Below are 16,310 nucleotides of genomic sequence, written 5' to 3'. Positions count from 1 at the left end.
CGCCGAGCACGCGCGGGCGCTGCTCGCCGAGGGGGCCGACGCCGAGCGGCACTTCCGCGCCGCGCTGGCCCACCACGAGCGCTCCCCGCGCCTGGTCGCGCGCGCCCGCACCCAGCTGGCCTACGGCGAGCACCTGCGCCGCGCGCGGCGCCGGGTCGACGCCCGCGAGCAGCTGCGCGCGGCGCTGGCCACGTTCGAGGAGGTCCAGGCCCGGCCCTGGGCCGAGCGGGCCGCGCAGGAGCTGCGGGCCTCCGGGGAGACCGCCCGCCGCCGCGACGAGCCCGCCGACGCCGCGCTCACCCCGCAGGAGCTGCAGGTGGTCGGGCTGGTGCGCCAGGGCCTGTCGAACCGGGAAGTGGCCGCGCAGCTGTTCCTCAGCCCGCGCACCATCGACTTCCACCTGCGCAACGTCTTCGCGAAGACCGGGGTGACCTCCCGCACCCAGCTCGCCCAGCTGGCGCTGACCTGACGGCGGCGGCCACCGGCGACGGCGGCGCTCCCCGCCGCCCGCCGTCGCCGCCCGCCGCCGCCCAGACCCCGGCGGTTTCACCGGCGCGACCCCGGCGCCGCCGTCCCTAGCGTGGGGGCTCCCAACGAGAGAGGAGAGAGCCCCCATGGACATCGCCATCCTGCTGTTCGACCAGGTCACCGCCCTCGACGCGGTCGGGCCCTACGAGGTGCTGGGCCGCCTGCCCGGCGCGCGCCTGACCTTCGTCGGCGAGCGCCGCGGCGAGGTGCGCACCGACCTCGGCAGCCTGGCCCTGACCGTCGACGCCACCCTCGAGGAGGTGCCCCGGCCCGACGTGATCGTGGTCCCGGGCGGCATCGGCCAGCAGCGGCACATGACGGACGGGCCGGTGCACCGCTGGCTGCGGGCGGCCGACGCCACCAGCACGGTCACGACGGCGGTGTGCACCGGCTCGCTGATCCTGGCCGCCGCCGGGCTGCTCCGCGGCCGGCGCGCCACCAGCCACTGGGTCCGCCGGGAGGACCTCGCCGCCCACGGCGCCGTGCCGGTGGCCGAGCGGGTGGTCACCGACGGCAAGTACGTCACCGCCGCCGGGGTGTCGGCCGGCATCGACATGGCCCTCACCCTCGTCGACCGCCTCGCCGGGCGCGGCGCGGCCGAGGCCATCCAGTGCGGCATCGAGTACGACCCGATGCCCCCGTTCGACGCCGGCAGCCCCGACAAGGTCGACCCGGCGACCGTCGCCCGCCTGCTCACCCTCAAGGACCTGGTGTTCTGAGCCGCCTCAGGCCGGCCGCACCAGCCCCGTCTCGTAGGCGAGCACCACCGCCTGGACCCGGTCGCGCAGCTCGAGCTTGCCCAGCAGGTTGCCCACGTGGGTCTTCACGGTGGTCTCGGAGACGAACAGCCGCCCGGCGATCTCGGCGTTGGACAGCCCTTCCGCGACGAGGGTGAGCACCTCGAGCTCGCGGGCGGTGAGCCGCTCCAGCCGCGGGTCCGGCCCGCCCGGCTCCGGGGCGCCGGCGCCGGGCAGGTGGGGCCCGAACAGCTCGAGCATGCGGCGGGTGATCCGCGGGGAGACGACGGCGTCCCCGGCGGCCACCGTGCGGATGGCCTCGACGAGGTCGGCCGGGCGGGTGTCCTTGAGGAGGAAGCCGCTCGCGCCGGCGCGCAGCCCGGCGAAGGCGTACTCGTCGACGTCGAAGGTGGTGAGGATGAGCACCCGGCTGTCCGGGTGCTCGGCGGCGATCTTCGCCGTCGCCTCCAGCCCGTTCATCCCGGGCATCCGCACGTCCATGAGCACGACGTCGGGGTGCAGGGCGGCGGCCATCTGGACGGCGCTGGCCCCGTCGGCCGCCTCGCCGACCACCTCGATGCCGTCCTCGCCGTCGAGCACCATGCGAAAGCCCATGCGCAGCAGCGCCTGGTCGTCGGCGAGCAGCACCCGGATCGTCGCCGTCCCCGGCCCGGTCCCGGCGCCCACCGTGGTGGTCTCGGTCATCTCGTCTCCTCGTCGAATCGCAGCTGCGCGCGCATGCACCACCCGGTCGCCGTCGGCCCGGCCTCCACGGTCCCGCCGTAGACGGCGGCCCGTTCCCGCATCCCGATGAGGCCCTTGCGGCCGCCGACGACGGCGTGGCCGGTGCTGCCGGCGTCATTGTCCACCACGATGCCCACCGCCCTGGGCGTTCTGACGATGGTGACGTCGATGCGGGGGGAGAGCCGGGCGTAGCGCAGCACGTTGGTCAGGCCCTCCTGGACGATGCGGTACACCGCCAGCTGCAGGCCGGCGTCGGGCGGCAGGGGCGGGCCGGACTCCATCAGCCGCACCGGCAGCCCGGTGACCCGGAACCGCTCGACGAGGTCGGCCACGTCGTGCGCGCCCGGCTGCGGCGCCAGCGCCTCCGCCCCGGGCGCCGTGGCGGGGGCCGGGGCGTCCTCGCGCAGCACCCCGACGAGGCGGCGGGTGTCGCCCAGGGCGCGGCGGCCGGTCTCGGCGAGCTCGTCCAGGGCGAGCTTCGCCTGCTCGGGGCGGCGGGTCAGCGACGCCGACGCGCCCTCGGCCAGGGTGATCATCACCGCGAGGGAGTGCGCCACGACGTCGTGCATCTCCCGGGCGATGCGCGCGCGCTCGGCCGACACCGCGATCTGCTCGCGCTGGTCGCGCTCGAGGGCGAGCTGGCTGGCGCGCTCCTCGAGCTGGAAGAGCCGCTGGCGGCGGGCGCGGATCTGCAGGCCGATGAGCACCGCCACGAGCAGCACCGCGGCCGAGCCGAAGATCTCGGCCGTGACGATGCGCGGGTCGCCAAAGGCCAGGATGCTGGCGGTCACGGCGGCACCGGTGGCGGCGAGGGTGAGCCAGGTCGTCCGGCGCGTCCGGTACACGGCGACGGCGTAGAGGAACAGCGCCAGGGTGGTCAGGTCGTAGGAGCTGACGGCGGTGGTGCCGACGTCGACGGTGATCGTGCCGGCGAGGAGGTCGTCGGAGAGCCGGTCCGGGGCGGTCCCGAGCACCACCAGCCGGTGCAGCGGCACGGCCACCGCGACCGCCAGCGCGCCGAGCACCCCGGCGCGCCGGCGCAGGACCAGCAGCACGGTGAAGACCGCGACGAGGACGAGCGTGCTCAGCGGGCGGGTGATGCCGAGGTGGCGCTCGACGAGGAAGTCGGTGACGGTGAACGCCGCGTACAGCGCGGCCAGCGTGCCGTCGACCCACCACGGGTGGCGGCGCATGAACCGGGTGACGGGGCCGGCGCGCAGGGCGGGGTCGGCGTCCGCGTCCTCCTCGGCGACCGGCGGCGGGAGGGGCGCGGTGGCCGCCCGGGTGCCGGGCGGCGCGGGGACGCCCCCGCCGTCGTCGTCCAGCTGGACGCGACGGCGGAGGCGGGTGGGAAGGGCCACGGTCGGGTCAGGCGTCCCGGCGGCGCAGCACCACCGCGGCGGCGGCCAGCGTGACGACCGGGTACGCGGCGACCACGGCGACGGCCTGCCACGGGGAGAGCAGGTCGTTGCTGCCGAAGGTGTCGCTGACGGAGAGGAACCCGTTGGCCGCCGGCATCGGCAGGAAGCTGACGATGTCCTGGACCCAGTCGATCTGGATGAACTGCAGGATCACCGGGAGGAGGAACAGGATCACCAGCGAGCCGGTGATGGCGCCGGCGGTGCTGCGCAGGAGCGTGCCCACGCCCAGGGCGAACAGGGAGGAGGCGACGAGGAAGAACACCGTGCCGCCGAAGACCTGCCAGGTCTGGCTGTCGTCGAGCGCCGGCACGAGGTCGTAGTCGGCGAGGAACGGGGCGGTGACGAGGAAGGACAGCGCCAGGCCGACGACGCTGACGACGACGGTCAGCACGGTCAGCGCGATCGCCTTGGCGGCGAGCACCGGCAGCCGGGCCGGGACGGCGGCGAGGGTCGAGCGGATCATCCCGGTGGAGTACTCCCCAGTGATGAGCAGGGCGCCGAGGACCGCCACGGTCACCATGCCGAACTGGTAGCCGCTGGTGGCGAGCTCGGCACCGTGCATCGTCTCGAGCATCCCCGCGCCCTGGGGGTCCTCCGCCATCATGCCGAGGGAGGCGGCTCCGGCCAGCCCGATCAGCGCCATGAGGGCGACGGTGATGCCGAGGGTCCACCAGGTGGAGCGCAGCGAGAGGAGCTTGATCCACTCCCCGCGCATGACGCCGGGGAAGGTGAGGCGGGCGTGGACCGGGGCCGGCGCGGCGGCGCGGCCGCGGGTGGCGGGGGCGGCGGTGGCAGTGCTCATCGGGTCTGCTCCATCACGGCGGGGGTGGTCTCGGAGCGGTACTCGACCGCCTCCTGGGTCAGGGTCATGTAGGCCTCCTCCAGGCTGGCGCGCTGGGGGGTGAGCTCGTGCAGGACGATGCCGTGCGCCGCGGCGGTCTCGCCGACCCGCTCGGCGGTGATGCCGCGCAGGTCCAGCGTGCCGGCCTCGGTCGAGCTGACGACGGCGCCGGCGGCCTGGACGAGGGCGGCGAGGTCGGTGGCGCGCGGGGAGCGCACCCGCACGGTGGTGGCGCTGACGCCGTCGATGATGTCCTGCACCGGGCCGGCCGCGATGATGCGGCCCCGGCCGATGACCAGGAGCTGGTCGGCGGTCTGGGCCATCTCGCTCATGAGGTGGGAGGAGAGGAAGACGGTGCGGCCCTCGCCGGCCAGGTAGCGCACGAGGTTGCGGACCCACTTGACGCCCTCGGGGTCGAGGCCGTTGACCGGCTCGTCGAGGATGAGGGTCTTCGGGTCGCCCAGGAGTGCGGCGGCGATGCCCAGGCGCTGGCCCATGCCGAGGGAGAACCCGCCGACCCGCTTGCCGGCGACCGCGGTGAGGCCGGTCATGTCGATGACCTCGTCGACCCGCTTGGTGGAGATGCCGTGCGTGGCGGCCATGGTCCGCAGGTGGGAGCGGGCCGAGCGGCCCGGGTGGGCGGCCTTGGCGTCGAGGAGGGCCCCGACTTGGCTGAGCGGGGAGCGGTGCTGGGTGTACGGCTTGCCGTTGACGGTCACCTGCCCGGACGTGGGCCGGTCCAGGCCCATGATCATCCGCATGGTGGTGGACTTGCCGGCCCCGTTGGGGCCGAGGAAGCCGGTGACGCTGCCGGGCTCGACGGTGAAGCTGATGCCGTCCACGGCGGTCTTCGGGCCGTAGCGCTTGGTGAGGTCGTGCGCCTCGATCATCCTCTGGTCTCTCTCTCGTCTGGCCGGGGCGGGCGTGGCCGCCCGAGGGCACCGACGGTGTCGGCGCTGCCGGCGGGGCTGCCCGCCGGCGTTCCCCACGCTAGGGCCCGGCGGGACGGCGGCGGATCAGCGGCAGGGGTGATTGTCGGCGGCGCCGGGGCTCCGCCGTCGTGGGGAGGACATCCTCCCCAGGGATGAGAAGGCGGCCAGGCGTCGACGACGGCGAGCGCGGGCCGGCGGATCGAACCGCCCCGGAGCCGGCGGACCGAGCCGCCCCGGACCCGGGCGGACTGATCCGCCCCGGACCCGGGCGGACTGAGCCGCCCCGGACCCGGCGGAACACGGACCGGGTTTGTCCCGTTATACCCGTGGAAGGTGCCTCGTCCGTGAGACGGGGCGCCCGTAGGATGACCAGTGGCCAGCGACACCCGGCCCGGGCCCCCGCGGTCCAGGCGCCGCGACCAGGAGGAAGCATTGTGAGCAACCCCGTCTTCGAGAAGAGTCCGTACTTCGGCGAGCGCGCCCAGCGCACGCCGAACGGCTACCCGACCTACCCGGGCTACACCCCGGGTGCCGGCACGACCTACGCCGCGCCGTCCGCCGCCCAGCAGGGGTACCAGCCGACGGGGATCGAGGACCTCGAGCGCGCCTACCGCGCCCCCTCCGCCGCGCCGGCCGAGACCGGCCGGATGACCTACGACGACGTCATCGTCAAGACCGGCGTCGTCCTGGGCGTCATCGTCGCGTTCGGCCTGCTCAACGGCTTCGTGCTCGGCGCCAACCCGCTGCTGACCTTCGGCGGCGCGATCGTCGGGCTCGTCCTGGGTCTGGTCAACGCCTTCAAGCGGGAGCCGAGCCGGGCGCTGATCCTCGCCTACGCCGCCGCCGAGGGCCTGTTCCTGGGCGGGATCTCCGCCGTGTTCGAGGCGACGTACGGCGGCATCGTCCTGCAGGCGGTGCTCGGCACCGTGGCGACCTTCGTCGCGGCGCTGTTCCTCTTCACCTCCGGCAAGGTCCGCGTCACGCCCAAGCTCACCCGGTTCGTGCTCATCGCCCTGGTCGGCTACGCGCTGTTCTCCCTCGTCAACGTCGTCCTGATGATCACCGGTGCCTCCACCGACCCGTGGGGCCTGCGCACCGGCGTCGAGATCTTCGGCATCCCGCTGGGCGTCCTGCTCGGCGTCTTCGCCGTCGGCCTCGCCGCGATCTGCCTGATCATGGACTTCGACGCCATCAAGCGCGGCGTCGAGGCGGGCATCCCCGGCCGCTTCGCCTGGTCGGCCGCCTTCGGCCTGGCGGTGACGCTGGTGTGGCTGTACATCGAGTTCCTGCGCCTGCTCGCCATCCTGCGCGGCAGCGACTGACCCGGAACCCCGGAACGACGGCGGCCCGCCCCCTCGGGGGCGGGCCGCCGCTTCGTGTGGGGGAGGGCTACTCCACGCCGACCACGTCGACGACGAAGACGAGCGTGTCGTCGCCGCCGATCCCGGCCTGCGGCACCCCGTTGGGGCCGTAGCCGTGCTCCGGCGGGATGGAGAGCAGCACCCGCGAGCCGATCTGCTGGCCCACGAGGCCGTCGTCCCAGCCGCCGATGACCACGCCCATGCCGATCGGGAAGGAGATCGTGCTGCCGCGGTCGTAGGAGTTGTCGAAGACCTGCCCGCCCCAGGTCTGCCCGAGGTAGTTGACGACGATGGTGTCGCCCGCCTGGACGGTGTCGCCGTCGCCCTGCTCGAGCACCTGCACCTGCAGGCCCTCGGGGGCGGGGGTGGCGGGGAAGGTGAGCGCGGGCTTGTGGCCGAAGCCGCCGCTGGCGGTGGGGAGCTCGGTCATGGCGTCCTCTCTGTCGTGCCCGACGGCGCCGGGGCTGCGTTCACCCTACGTGCGTGCCGGGCGCGGCTGCGCGCCCGGCCGCCGGTCCGTCACGGGGTACGAGCGGGCGGCCGGCCCGCCGGACCGTGCGAGATGTGCCGGTCGCCGCCGCGGAGGACAGTGGAGGTCGTGAGCGCTTCGGTGCTGGTGTGCGGGGCGGTGTTCGACGGCGTCTCGGCCGACCTCGGCGGCCGGACGGAGATCGCGGTCCGCGACGGCGTCATCAGCGAGATCGGCCCGTCGGTGGGCCGCCCGGACGGGGCGGAAGTGATCGACCTGTCCGAGCGCACGGTCAGCCCCGGGTTCATCGACACCCACGTGCACCTGACCATGGACGCGGCCAACCTTGCGCAACAGACGCTGGCGTCCACCGCGACGAAGGTTCTGTCGGGCCTGGGCCTCGCCCGGGAGTACCTGCGGTACGGCTTCACGACGCTGCGCGACCTGGGCACCATGGACCCGGAGTTTCCGACCGTCGACCTGCGCGACGCCCTCGCCGCCGGCGTGGTCGAAGGGCCCCGGCTGGTGGTGGCGGGGCACGTTCTCAGCGCCACGGGTGCCCACGGCGACGTGGGCGGGTTCTACGGCTCGCGCTGGGACCTGCCGGTCTCCGCCGTCGCCGACGGCGCGGCGGAGATCCGGCGGCTGGTTCGCCGCGAGCACGCGGGCGGGGCGGACTGGATCAAGACCGCCAACGCCGGCGGCTACTTCAGCCCCGGTGACGACCCCGCCCGGGTGACGTGGCTGGACGACGAGATGGATGCGCTGTGCGCGACCGCCCGGCTGGTGGGCCTGCCCGTGGCCGTGCACACCGGTGCGGCCGAGGCGTGCAAGCAGGCGGTCCGCGCGGGCGCCCGCAGCCTCGAGCACGCCTACCTCATCGACGAGGAGGGCCTGGAGATGGCTGTCCGCGCCGGGGTGTACGTCGTGCCCACCATGCAGATGACCCGCGAGGATCTCGCCGCCCTGCGCGCCGGGACCCTGCCCGAGCAGGCCGTCTGGAAGTTCCGCCGCGACTCCGAGGCGATCCTGCAGTCCCAGCGGCTCGTCGCGGCGAGCGGCGCCCGGGTCGTCTACGGCACCGACTGCGGCATGTTCCCGTTCAGCCACGGCATCCTGGAGTTCCAGGCGATGGTCGCCGCCGGGCTGAGCGAGCTCCGGGCGCTGTGGGCGGCCACCTCGGTCGCGGCCGAGATGCTCGGCCGCGACGACATCGGCGTCCTGCGCCCCGGCGCCCGCGCCGACGTCGTCGCCATGCCGGGGAACCCCCTGGACGACATCGCGGCGACCGCCCGCGTGGACTTCGTCATGCACGACGGCGCCGTGTTCCGCCGCCCCGGGGACGACGGCGACGCCGCCTGACCCGGCCGTGCCGCCGGGGCGGGAGACCGGCACCGGCTAGGGTCCCCACGGTGACCACCACATCGCACGCTCCTGCGGCCCCCGCGTCCCCGGCAACCGTCTCCCTGGACGGCAAGGTGTTCGCCGGGGTGAGCAACTCCTCGACGGGACAGGTCGGCGGGGCCACGCGGTTCCGGTACCGGGAGGATGACGACGTCGTCTGGGCGGAGTACGCGGGCGGCGAGGTCGTGCGCGGCTTCCTCGTCGGGACACGCCAGGGAGACCACCTGCACTTCCGCTACACCCACCTGGATGCCGACCGGGCGACCGCCAACGGCGTGTGTGACAGCCGCATCGTGGTGCTCGCGGACGGCCGCGTGCGTCTCGAGGAGTCGTGGGCGTGGGAGTCGCGGCCGGAGCGGGGCACCAGCGTGGTGGAGGAGGTCCGCGCCCTGGAGGGGGAGCAGGACGCCGGCTGAACCGGTGGTCATGGACGTCGGCGACGGCCGCACCCGGACGAGAGCCCCCGGCCGCATCACGCGGCCGGGGGCTCCCGCACCTGTACGCGCTCCGGGCGGTTCGTCAGTCGGCAGGCGGCGCGACGTCGACCTGCGCCGGTAGCTGGTCCTGCCGCACGAGCCCGACCGGGCAGGTCATGCCGTTGGGGCCGTGGTTGCAGTACCCGTTGGGGTTCTTGTGCAGGTACTGCTGGTGGTAGCCCTCGGCGTAGTAGAACGGGCCGGCGCCCCGCTCGCCGTCGACGTCGGCGAAGGGGCGGATCTCCGTGGAGATGGTGCCGTACCCGTGGTCGGTGAGGACCTGCTGGAAGGCGGCCCTGGTCGCCTCGGCCGCCTCCTGCTGCGCCGGGGTGGTGACGTAGATGCCCGAGCGGTACTGGGTGCCGACGTCGTTGCCCTGCCGGTTCGGCGTGGTGGGGTCGTGGTTCTCCCAGAAGGCCTTGAGCAGCAGCTCGGGGGAGGTCTGCGCCGGGTCGTAGGCCACCTGCACCGCCTCGGTGTGCCCGGTCAGCCCGGTGCACACCTCCTCGTAGGTGGGGTGGGGCGTGTAGCCGCCGAGGTAGCCCACGGCGGTGGACACCACCCCGGGCTGGCGCCAGAAGATCCGCTCGGCGCCCCAGAAGCAGCCCATGGCCACGTACATCACCTCGGTGCCCGCCGGCCAGGGTCCGGCCAGCGGCGTGCCGAGCACCTCGTGGGTCTCGGGCACCGTGAACGCCGGACGCGGCCGGCCGGGCAGCGCCTCCGCCGCGCTCACCATCTGGGTCCTGCGGCCAAGTCCGAACATGCGCATCCTCCCGAAAGATCCGTTGCGTCCGGGTCAACGCGCCATGGCGTCGCGATCTTCCCGCCAGGACCACCTCCGGCGCGAACCCCGCGGCGCGGACCGCTGGCGCGCACCCGCCGCGCCCTGGTGCGCACAGGAGGCGACGTCCGGCACGACGGCCGGAACGGCGCCGCGCTGCGCTGCCGTTCCGGCCGCGGCCCGTAGGCTGACCCCCGTCGCTTCCTTCTCATGAACGAGAGGCCCATGCCCGACTCACGATGGTTGTCCCGGCTCGCCTCGCGCGATCGGACCGACACCGCCCTGCCCGCCCACCGGGTGACCACCGCCGCGCCGTCCACCCGCACCGACCCCGCCGGGGCGGTGCCCTGGGCCGTGCGGGCGACGGCGGCGTGGTCGTGGCGGCTGCTCGTCATCGCCGCGGCGATCCTCGCCATCGGCTACCTGGTGATCACCTTCCAGACCATCGTCGTGGCCATGCTCGCGTCGATCCTCGTGGCCGTGCTGCTCGAGCCGGTGGCGACCTGGCTGCGCCGGACGCTGCACTTCCCGCGCACGCTGGCCGCGCTCACCGCCATCCTCGGGACGCTGGCGGTGGTCACCCTCCTGCTCGTCCTGGCCGGCAACTCCATCGTCTCCGGCTTCGGCGCCCTGGCCGACAGCGCCAAGGCCGGCCTCGGCCAGCTGCAGACCTGGCTCAGCGACGGCCCGCTGGCCATCGACGAGGCCCAGATCGACGAGTGGATCGGCCAGATCGGCGAGCAGGTGCGGGCGAACTCCGACGTGCTCGTCTCCGGCGTCGCCAACGTCACCGGCTCGCTGACCTCCGTGCTCACCGGCGCCGTCATCGCCGTCTTCGCCCTGTTCTTCTTCCTCAAGGAGGGCCGGGGCATCTGGCAGTGGTTCGTGCGCCTGGCCCCGCGCGGCGCACGCGTGCGGATCAACGAGGCGGGCATCCGCGGCTGGGTGACCCTGGGCGGCTACGCCCGCACCCAGATCCTCGTGGCGTTCGTCGACGCCGTCGGCATCTCGCTGGGCGCCTTCATCCTCGGCGTCCCGCTCGCCCTGCCGATCGGCGTCCTGGTCTTCCTGTTCTCCTTCATCCCGATCGTCGGTGCCTTCATCTCCGGCGCGGTCGCCGTCCTCGTCGCGCTCGTGGACCAGGGCCCGGTCACCGCGCTGATCATGCTCGCGATCGTCCTGGCGGTGCAGCAGCTCGAGGGCAACGTCCTCCAGCCCTGGCTGCAGGGCAACGCGCTGGCGCTGCACCCCATCGCCATCCTGCTCGCCGTCACGGCGGGCACCGGCCTCGCCGGCGTCCTCGGCGCGCTGTTCGCGGTCCCGCTGGTCGCGGTCGTCAACACGGTGATGCTCTACTTCACCGGCCACGACAAGTACCCGCACCTGGCCACCGACATCCACCGCCCGGGCGGCCCGCCCGGGGCGCTCGAGGCCGCCATCGCCGCCTCCTGGGAGCGGGAGGTGGAGGACGACGGCGCCGAGGCCGGTGAGCCGGCCCGCCCCAACCGCGAGGACGACGACGCCGAGCCCGCCGCCGCGGGCGACCACCTGGCCACGGCCCGGCGCGCGGAGGACGGCGAGCAGCCGTGACCCAGCAGACCGCCGACCTGGCCACCTTCCAGGAGGCGGCCCGCGTGGTCGCGGCCGTCGCCCAGCGCACCCCGGTCGACGCCTCCACCACCCTCGGGCGGCTGCTCGGGGTGCCGGTCTACCTCAAGGCGGAGAACCTCCAGCGCACCGGCTCGTTCAAGGTCCGCGGCGCGTACCTGCGCATGGCCCGCCTGACCGCCGAGGAGCAGGCCCGCGGCGTGGTCGCCGCCTCGGCCGGCAACCACGCCCAGGGCGTGGCGCTGGCCGCCCGCGAGCTGGGCATCTCGGCGCGGATCTTCATGCCGCTGGACGCCGCCCTGCCCAAGGTCGCCGCCACCCGGCAGTACGGCGCCGAGGTGGTCCTCGCCGGGCAGGACCTCTCCGGCGCGCTCGACGCCGCCGCGGAGGAGGTGGCCCGCACCGGCCGGGTGCTCATCCACCCCTACGACCACCCCGACATCGTCACCGGGCAGGGCACCATCGGCCTGGAGATCGTCGAGCAAGTCCCCGACGTGCGCACCGTCGTCGTGCCCACCGGCGGCGGCGGGCTGCTGGCCGGCGTGGCCGCCGCCATCCACGCCGTCGACCCGACGATCACCGTCGTCGGCGTGCAGGCCGAGGCGGCGGCGACCTACCCCGAGTCCCTCGCCCAGGGCCACCCGGTGCTCCGCCCCGACGTCCACACGATGGCCGACGGCATCGCCGTGCCGCTGCCCGGGGAGGTGCCGTTCGGGATCATCGCCGAGCACGTCGCCGAGGTGCGCACGGTCACCGAGGAGGAGCTCTCCCGCGCGGTGCTCTACCTCGTCGAGCGCGCCAAGCTGGTGGTCGAGCCCTCGGGCGCGGCCGGCGTCGCCGCCCTGCTCGGCCGGCCCGGCGGGCTGGAGGGGCCCGTCGTCGTCATCCTCTCCGGCGGCAACGTCGACCCGCTGGTGCTGCTGCGCATCATCCGCCACGGCATGACGGCGGCCGGGCGCTACCTGCAGATGCGGGTGATCGTCCAGGACGCGCCGGGCAGCCTCGCGGCGCTGCTGCGCGAGCTGGCGGCGGGCGGGGGGAACGTCGTCAGCGTCGAGCACACCCGCACCGCGGCCGGGCTGGCCGTGGACGAGGTGGAGATCTCCGTGGAGCTGGAGACCAAGGGGCCCGAGCACTGCGCGGCCGTCCTCGACGGCCTGCGCCGCCGCGGGTACACGATCCTGCGGCCCTGACGGGCGGCGGCCGGCGGCGGCCGCACCGAACACGACGGCGGGCCCACCCCGTGGGTGGGCCCGCCGTCGAGTGTGCGAGGAGCGGTGTGCGGCTCAGCCCTGGAAGGGTTTGACCTCGCCGATCTCCACCTTGATCTGCGACCCGTTCGGCGCCTCGTACGAGACCGTCTCGCCGGACTTCCGGCCGACCAGCGCCGCGCCCAGCGGCGAGCTCTCCGAGTAGACCTCGATGTCCAGGCCCGGAGCGGCCTCGCGGGAGCCGAGCAGGAAGGTGCGCTCCTTGCCGGCGATCTTGGCCGTCACCACCATGCCGGACTCGACGATGCCGTCGTCCGCGGGAGGCTCGCCGACGCTGGCGTGGCGCAGCAGCTCGGTGAGCTGGACGATCCGCGCCTCCTGCTTGGCCTGCTCCTCACGGGCGGCGTGGTACCCGCCGTTCTCCTTGAGGTCCCCCTCCTGACGGGCGGCGTCGATCTTCTCGGCGATCTCGGCCCGGCCCTTGGTCGTCAGGTACTCGAGCTCGTCCTTCAGCCGGTTGTACGCGTCCTGGGTGAGCCAGGTGGTGCTCGTCTGTGTCACGGCTCCTCCTCCACATACGGTCATGCCCCGGACGCCAGAGCACGAGGCGGCCGAGGCAGAGGGGGGAAGGTCCCGCCCGGGCGCTCGCACCTCGTGCGCCGCTCCGGGGCGGCGTGTAAAGGCTCAAGTGTACCAGCGCCCCGGCGACACCCGTGTGAGATCCGGCTCAGGGCTGGAGGACCTCGCAGGACTTCACGCTGCCGGTCACCGCCGGCTCCGTCGTCGTCACGTCCGCCTCGTGCGCCGTGCGCGCCGCCTTCACCGGGCCGATCACGACCTCCTTGAAGCCGACCTCGGTGAACTTCGAGTTGAGCGCCGTCAGGGTGCAGCGCACGGTCGCGCCGGGGTCGGTGACCAGGTTGAACCGCACCGTGACGTGGGTGGCGTCCTGCACGGTGAACCCCAGGTCCTCGGTGTGCAGCGTGGTCCGGTTCATCGCGGTGGTCGTCTGCCACACGAGCGCGGCGACGACGACCAGCGCCGCCACGACCGCGGCGACGATCACGCCGCGGCGGCCCTGCCGCGGGCGCCCGTAGCGGGCGGCCATGACGGCCGGATCCACCCCGGCGGGCGGGCGCGGGCCGGGGGCGGGGGGAGTGCTGGGCACGGGCGGGTCCTTCCTCTCGGCGCCGTCCGCCGACGCGAAGGCGGTCGCAATCGGGGCGCCGATGCGCCACCATTGTCCCTGGATTCTCGACGCCGATGCCACGCTCCCCGGCGGCCGGTCCCGACGGCACGGGGCGGCGGCCCCCCGGAAGGAGCACAGTGACCGACGACGCGCGACGCCTCATGGCCGTGCACGCCCATCCCGACGACGAGTCGAGCAAGGGGGCGGCGACGATGGCCCGCTACGCCGCCGAGGGCGCGCGCGTGCGCGTCGTGACCTGCACCGGCGGCGAGCGCGGCGACATCCTCAACCCCCGGCTCGCCGGGCGCGAGGACATCCTGCGGGACATGCCCGGCTACCGGCGCCGGGAGATGGCGGCCGCCGCGGCGGCGCTGGGCGTCGAGCAGGTCTGGCTCGGCTTCGTCGACTCCGGCCTGCCCGAGGGCGACCCGCTGCCGCCGCTGCCCGAGGGGTGCTTCGCGCTCGAGCCGCTCGACGTCACCGTCGGCGCCCTGGTGCGCCAGATCCGCGAGTTCCGTCCGCACGTGATGACCTGCTACGACGAGAACGGCGGCTACCCCCACCCGGACCACATCATGGCCCACAAGGTGGCCGTGGCCGCCTTCGACGCCGCCGCCGACCCGACGGCCTACCCCGAGGCCGGCGCGCCCTGGGCGGTTGAGAAGCTCTACTACGACGTCTCCTTCTCCATCACCCGCATCGAGGCGGTCGACGCCGCCCTGCGCGAGCGCGGCTACGAGTCGCCCTTCGACGGGTGGCTGCACTCGCGCCGGGACCGCCCCCGGCGCCGGGCCACCGCCCGGGTGCACTGCGCGGAGCACTTCCCCCAGCGCGACGCCGCGCTGCGGGCCCACGCCACCCAGATCGACCCCGACGGGTTCTTCTTCGCCGTGCCCCGCGACGTCGAGGCCGAGGTCTGGCCGTACGAGGAGTTCGAGCTGGCGCGCACCCGGGTGCCGGTCGAGCCCGTCATGGAGGACGACCTCTTCGCCGGCGTCCGGCTCGCGGGCCTGGGGGAGGGGCCGGTGCGCGAGTACCCCGTGCCCACGGCCGGCGACGTGCGCGCCGCGGGCGCCCCGGGCCACGACCGCGAGGCGGTCGAGCGGGCGGGCGCGCGTGCCGGCGACGGCGCCGACGGTGGCAGGCTGGAGGCATGACACCGCTAGTGCTGCTCCTCGCCGCCAGCCCGAGCCCGAGCCCGGCGCCCCGGGAGCTGCAGCCCTGGGACGTCTCCCCGGGCATCGAGGGATTCTTCTGGGGCTTCTTCATCCTCGCCGTGCTCGCCATCCCGCTGTTCCTGTCCTTCACCAAGCACATGCGCCGGGTGGACCACAACGCCCGCCTGCGGGAGGCCGAGGAGGCCCGCCGGGCCGAGGCCCAGGGCGACCGCCGCGAGGACGACGGCGCCCCCGAGGGCCGCGTCATCGAGGGCCGGGCCGTCGACGGTGGCGCCGGCGAGGGGCGGGGAACCACCCCGGTTAGCCCGCCCGACGCCCCGGACGTCCCCCGCCAGCCGCTCTAGCGAGCGCAGCTCCGCCGCGCCGAAGGTTGCTCCGCCGGCGGCGCGGAACGGTTGCGTGCGCGGTCCGCGCTACCGGCGGTCGTCCTCGCCCAGCCGGGCGGCGGCCGCGACGGCCTCGTCGAACTCCGCCTCGGCCCGGGTCACCTCGGGGAGCTTCTCGGCCGCCTCCCGCTCGGCGGCGGCCACCGCCTCGTCGCTCATCGTCGCGGCGAGGCGGCGCTTCTGCGTCTCCACCTGCCAGGTGGGCCGCGGCCAGTCGAGGTCGAGGCCCACCAGCGCCTGCGTGAGCAGCTCGGTGACGGCCAGGCGCGCGTACCACTTCTTGTCCGCGGGCACGACGTGCCAGGGCGCGACGTCGGTGGACGTGCGCGCGAACACGTCGGCGTAGGCCTGCTGGTAGGCGTCCCACCGCGCGCGGGTGTCGACGTCCCCGGGGCTCCACTTCCAGCGCTTGTCGGGCCGGTCCAGCCGCTCCATGAGCCGCACGCCCTGCTCCTCGCGCGAGACCAGGAGGGCGACCTTGACCACCGTGGTGCCGCCGTCGACGACCTGCCGCTCGAAGCGGTTGATCTCGGCGTAGCGCCGCGACCACACCGGCTCGGCCACCAGCCCCTCGACGCGGGCGACGAGGACGTCCTCGTAGTGGGAGCGGTCGAACACGCCGATCAGCCCCGGCCGGGGCAGCGCCCGGCGCACCCGCCAGAGGTAGTGGTGACGCCGCTCCTCGTCCGTCGGCACCCCGAAGGCATGCAGCGCCACGCCCTGCGGGTCGACCATGCCGATGACGTGCCGGACGATGCCGCCCTTGCCGGCGGTGTCGAGGCCCTGGACCACGAGCAGGACGGCCCGCCGCCCGCCGGTGCGCCCGTCGGCGAAGAGCCGCTCCTGCAGCTCCGAGAGGAGCCGGCCCCGCTCGGCCACGTACTCCTCCGCGGCGTCCTTGCCCGCGTCCCAGCCGGGGGTGGCGCCCCGGTCCAGCGCCGCGAGGTCGAGGTCCGGTGCCGGCCGCAGCAGCGGCCGGGGGTCCTGGCGCCAGCCCGCGCTGCCCATGGTGCTCCCTCCCGTGCCGGCAGCGTAGTGCCG

At 74.7% G+C, this 16,310-nt stretch carries 18 protein-coding genes; 9 read left to right on the top strand and 9 right to left on the bottom strand.

The window, feature by feature from the left end:
- Nucleotides 1-469 (top strand): helix-turn-helix transcriptional regulator (locus GD970_RS12915; RefSeq protein ID WP_193314933.1); only part of this gene is annotated, 469 nt, incomplete at its 5' end.
- Nucleotides 470-614: 145 nt separating this feature from the next.
- Nucleotides 615-1,247, top strand: a complete 633-nt coding sequence (locus GD970_RS12910) for a DJ-1/PfpI family protein (RefSeq protein WP_152203309.1) — start codon at nucleotides 615-617, stop codon at nucleotides 1,245-1,247.
- 6 nt (nucleotides 1,248-1,253) lie between these two features.
- Here GD970_RS12910 and GD970_RS12905 read toward each other — a convergent pair whose 3' ends face one another.
- The 4 genes from GD970_RS12905 to GD970_RS12890 are packed head-to-tail and all read right to left on the bottom strand — an operon-like array spanning nucleotide 1,254 to nucleotide 5,161.
- Complete coding sequence (locus GD970_RS12905; RefSeq protein WP_152203308.1) at nucleotides 1,254-1,970, bottom strand: response regulator; 717 nt, start codon at nucleotides 1,968-1,970, stop codon at nucleotides 1,254-1,256.
- A complete protein-coding gene (locus tag GD970_RS12900; RefSeq protein WP_152203307.1) occupies nucleotides 1,967-3,370 on the bottom strand; it encodes a histidine kinase in 1,404 nt (467 codons plus the stop codon). Before GD970_RS12900 ends, GD970_RS12905 begins: the two co-directional genes overlap by 4 nt.
- Nucleotides 3,371-3,377: 7 nt before the next feature.
- Complete coding sequence (locus GD970_RS12895; RefSeq protein WP_152203306.1) at nucleotides 3,378-4,232, bottom strand: ABC transporter permease subunit; 855 nt, start codon at nucleotides 4,230-4,232, stop codon at nucleotides 3,378-3,380.
- A complete protein-coding gene (locus GD970_RS12890) occupies nucleotides 4,229-5,161 on the bottom strand; it encodes an ABC transporter ATP-binding protein (RefSeq protein ID WP_152203305.1) in 933 nt (310 codons plus the stop codon). Before GD970_RS12890 ends, GD970_RS12895 begins: the two co-directional genes overlap by 4 nt.
- A 476-nt stretch (nucleotides 5,162-5,637) precedes the next feature.
- On the opposite strand from GD970_RS12890, the gene GD970_RS12885 reads away from it, so the two are divergent.
- Nucleotides 5,638-6,525, top strand: coding sequence for a Bax inhibitor-1/YccA family protein (locus tag GD970_RS12885; RefSeq protein ID WP_152203304.1), 888 nt, complete (start codon nucleotides 5,638-5,640; stop codon nucleotides 6,523-6,525).
- A gap of 67 nt (nucleotides 6,526-6,592) precedes the next feature.
- Here the strand turns inward: GD970_RS12885 and GD970_RS12880 are convergent, their stop codons facing one another.
- Nucleotides 6,593-6,994, bottom strand: coding sequence for an FKBP-type peptidyl-prolyl cis-trans isomerase (locus GD970_RS12880; protein WP_152203303.1), 402 nt, complete (start codon nucleotides 6,992-6,994; stop codon nucleotides 6,593-6,595).
- A 168-nt stretch (nucleotides 6,995-7,162) separates the two neighbouring features.
- On the opposite strand from GD970_RS12880, the gene GD970_RS12875 reads away from it, so the two are divergent.
- Both GD970_RS12875 and GD970_RS12870 read left to right on the top strand, forming a co-directional pair.
- Nucleotides 7,163-8,395: a metal-dependent hydrolase family protein gene (locus GD970_RS12875; RefSeq protein WP_152203302.1), complete on the top strand. Its 1,233-nt coding sequence runs from the start codon at nucleotides 7,163-7,165 to the stop codon at nucleotides 8,393-8,395.
- Between the two features lie 50 nt (nucleotides 8,396-8,445).
- Nucleotides 8,446-8,853, top strand: a complete 408-nt coding sequence (locus tag GD970_RS12870) for a hypothetical protein (RefSeq protein ID WP_152203301.1) — start codon at nucleotides 8,446-8,448, stop codon at nucleotides 8,851-8,853.
- A 103-nt stretch (nucleotides 8,854-8,956) separates the two neighbouring features.
- Here GD970_RS12870 and msrA read toward each other — a convergent pair whose 3' ends face one another.
- Nucleotides 8,957-9,679 carry a peptide-methionine (S)-S-oxide reductase MsrA gene (msrA, locus tag GD970_RS12865; RefSeq protein ID WP_226925327.1) on the bottom strand — a complete coding sequence of 241 codons (723 nt, stop codon included), beginning with the start codon at nucleotides 9,677-9,679 and terminating at the stop codon, nucleotides 8,957-8,959.
- 243 nt (nucleotides 9,680-9,922) lie between these two features.
- Between msrA and GD970_RS12860 the strand changes: the two genes are divergently transcribed.
- Nucleotides 9,923-11,287 carry an AI-2E family transporter gene (locus GD970_RS12860; RefSeq protein ID WP_152203300.1) on the top strand — a complete coding sequence of 455 codons (1,365 nt, stop codon included), beginning with the start codon at nucleotides 9,923-9,925 and terminating at the stop codon, nucleotides 11,285-11,287.
- Nucleotides 11,284-12,498, top strand: coding sequence for a threonine ammonia-lyase (gene ilvA, locus GD970_RS12855; RefSeq protein ID WP_226925326.1), 1,215 nt, complete (start codon nucleotides 11,284-11,286; stop codon nucleotides 12,496-12,498). Before GD970_RS12860 ends, ilvA begins: the two co-directional genes overlap by 4 nt.
- A gap of 93 nt (nucleotides 12,499-12,591) precedes the next feature.
- On the opposite strand, the gene greA is transcribed toward ilvA, so the two are convergent.
- Together greA and GD970_RS12845 are read right to left on the bottom strand one after the other, a co-directional pair.
- Complete coding sequence (greA, locus tag GD970_RS12850) at nucleotides 12,592-13,101, bottom strand: transcription elongation factor GreA (protein ID WP_152203299.1); 510 nt, start codon at nucleotides 13,099-13,101, stop codon at nucleotides 12,592-12,594.
- Nucleotides 13,102-13,243: 142 nt separating this feature from the next.
- Nucleotides 13,244-13,684: a DUF4307 domain-containing protein gene (locus tag GD970_RS12845; protein WP_152203298.1), complete on the bottom strand. Its 441-nt coding sequence runs from the start codon at nucleotides 13,682-13,684 to the stop codon at nucleotides 13,244-13,246.
- Nucleotides 13,685-13,842: 158 nt separating this feature from the next.
- Between GD970_RS12845 and mca the strand changes: the two genes are divergently transcribed.
- Together mca and GD970_RS12835 are read left to right on the top strand one after the other, a co-directional pair.
- Nucleotides 13,843-14,862, top strand: coding sequence for a mycothiol conjugate amidase Mca (gene mca, locus GD970_RS12840; protein WP_319593465.1), 1,020 nt, complete (start codon nucleotides 13,843-13,845; stop codon nucleotides 14,860-14,862).
- Nucleotides 14,859-15,227, top strand: a complete 369-nt coding sequence (locus tag GD970_RS12835) for a hypothetical protein (protein WP_152203297.1) — start codon at nucleotides 14,859-14,861, stop codon at nucleotides 15,225-15,227. The genes mca and GD970_RS12835 overlap by 4 nt, the downstream gene beginning before the upstream one ends.
- Nucleotides 15,228-15,296: 69 nt before the next feature.
- Here GD970_RS12835 and GD970_RS12830 read toward each other — a convergent pair whose 3' ends face one another.
- Nucleotides 15,297-16,277, bottom strand: a complete 981-nt coding sequence (locus GD970_RS12830; RefSeq protein ID WP_152203296.1) for a PPK2 family polyphosphate kinase — start codon at nucleotides 16,275-16,277, stop codon at nucleotides 15,297-15,299.
- Between the last annotated feature and the right edge of the window lie 33 nt (nucleotides 16,278-16,310).

The sequence above is a fragment of the Georgenia thermotolerans genome (genome assembly GCF_009193185.1).
In the GTDB taxonomy this organism is placed as follows: domain Bacteria; phylum Actinomycetota; class Actinomycetes; order Actinomycetales; family Actinomycetaceae; genus Georgenia; species Georgenia thermotolerans.
Note: the sequence above shows the minus strand (reverse complement) of the source record. Positions and strands in the feature narration are given on the sequence as shown.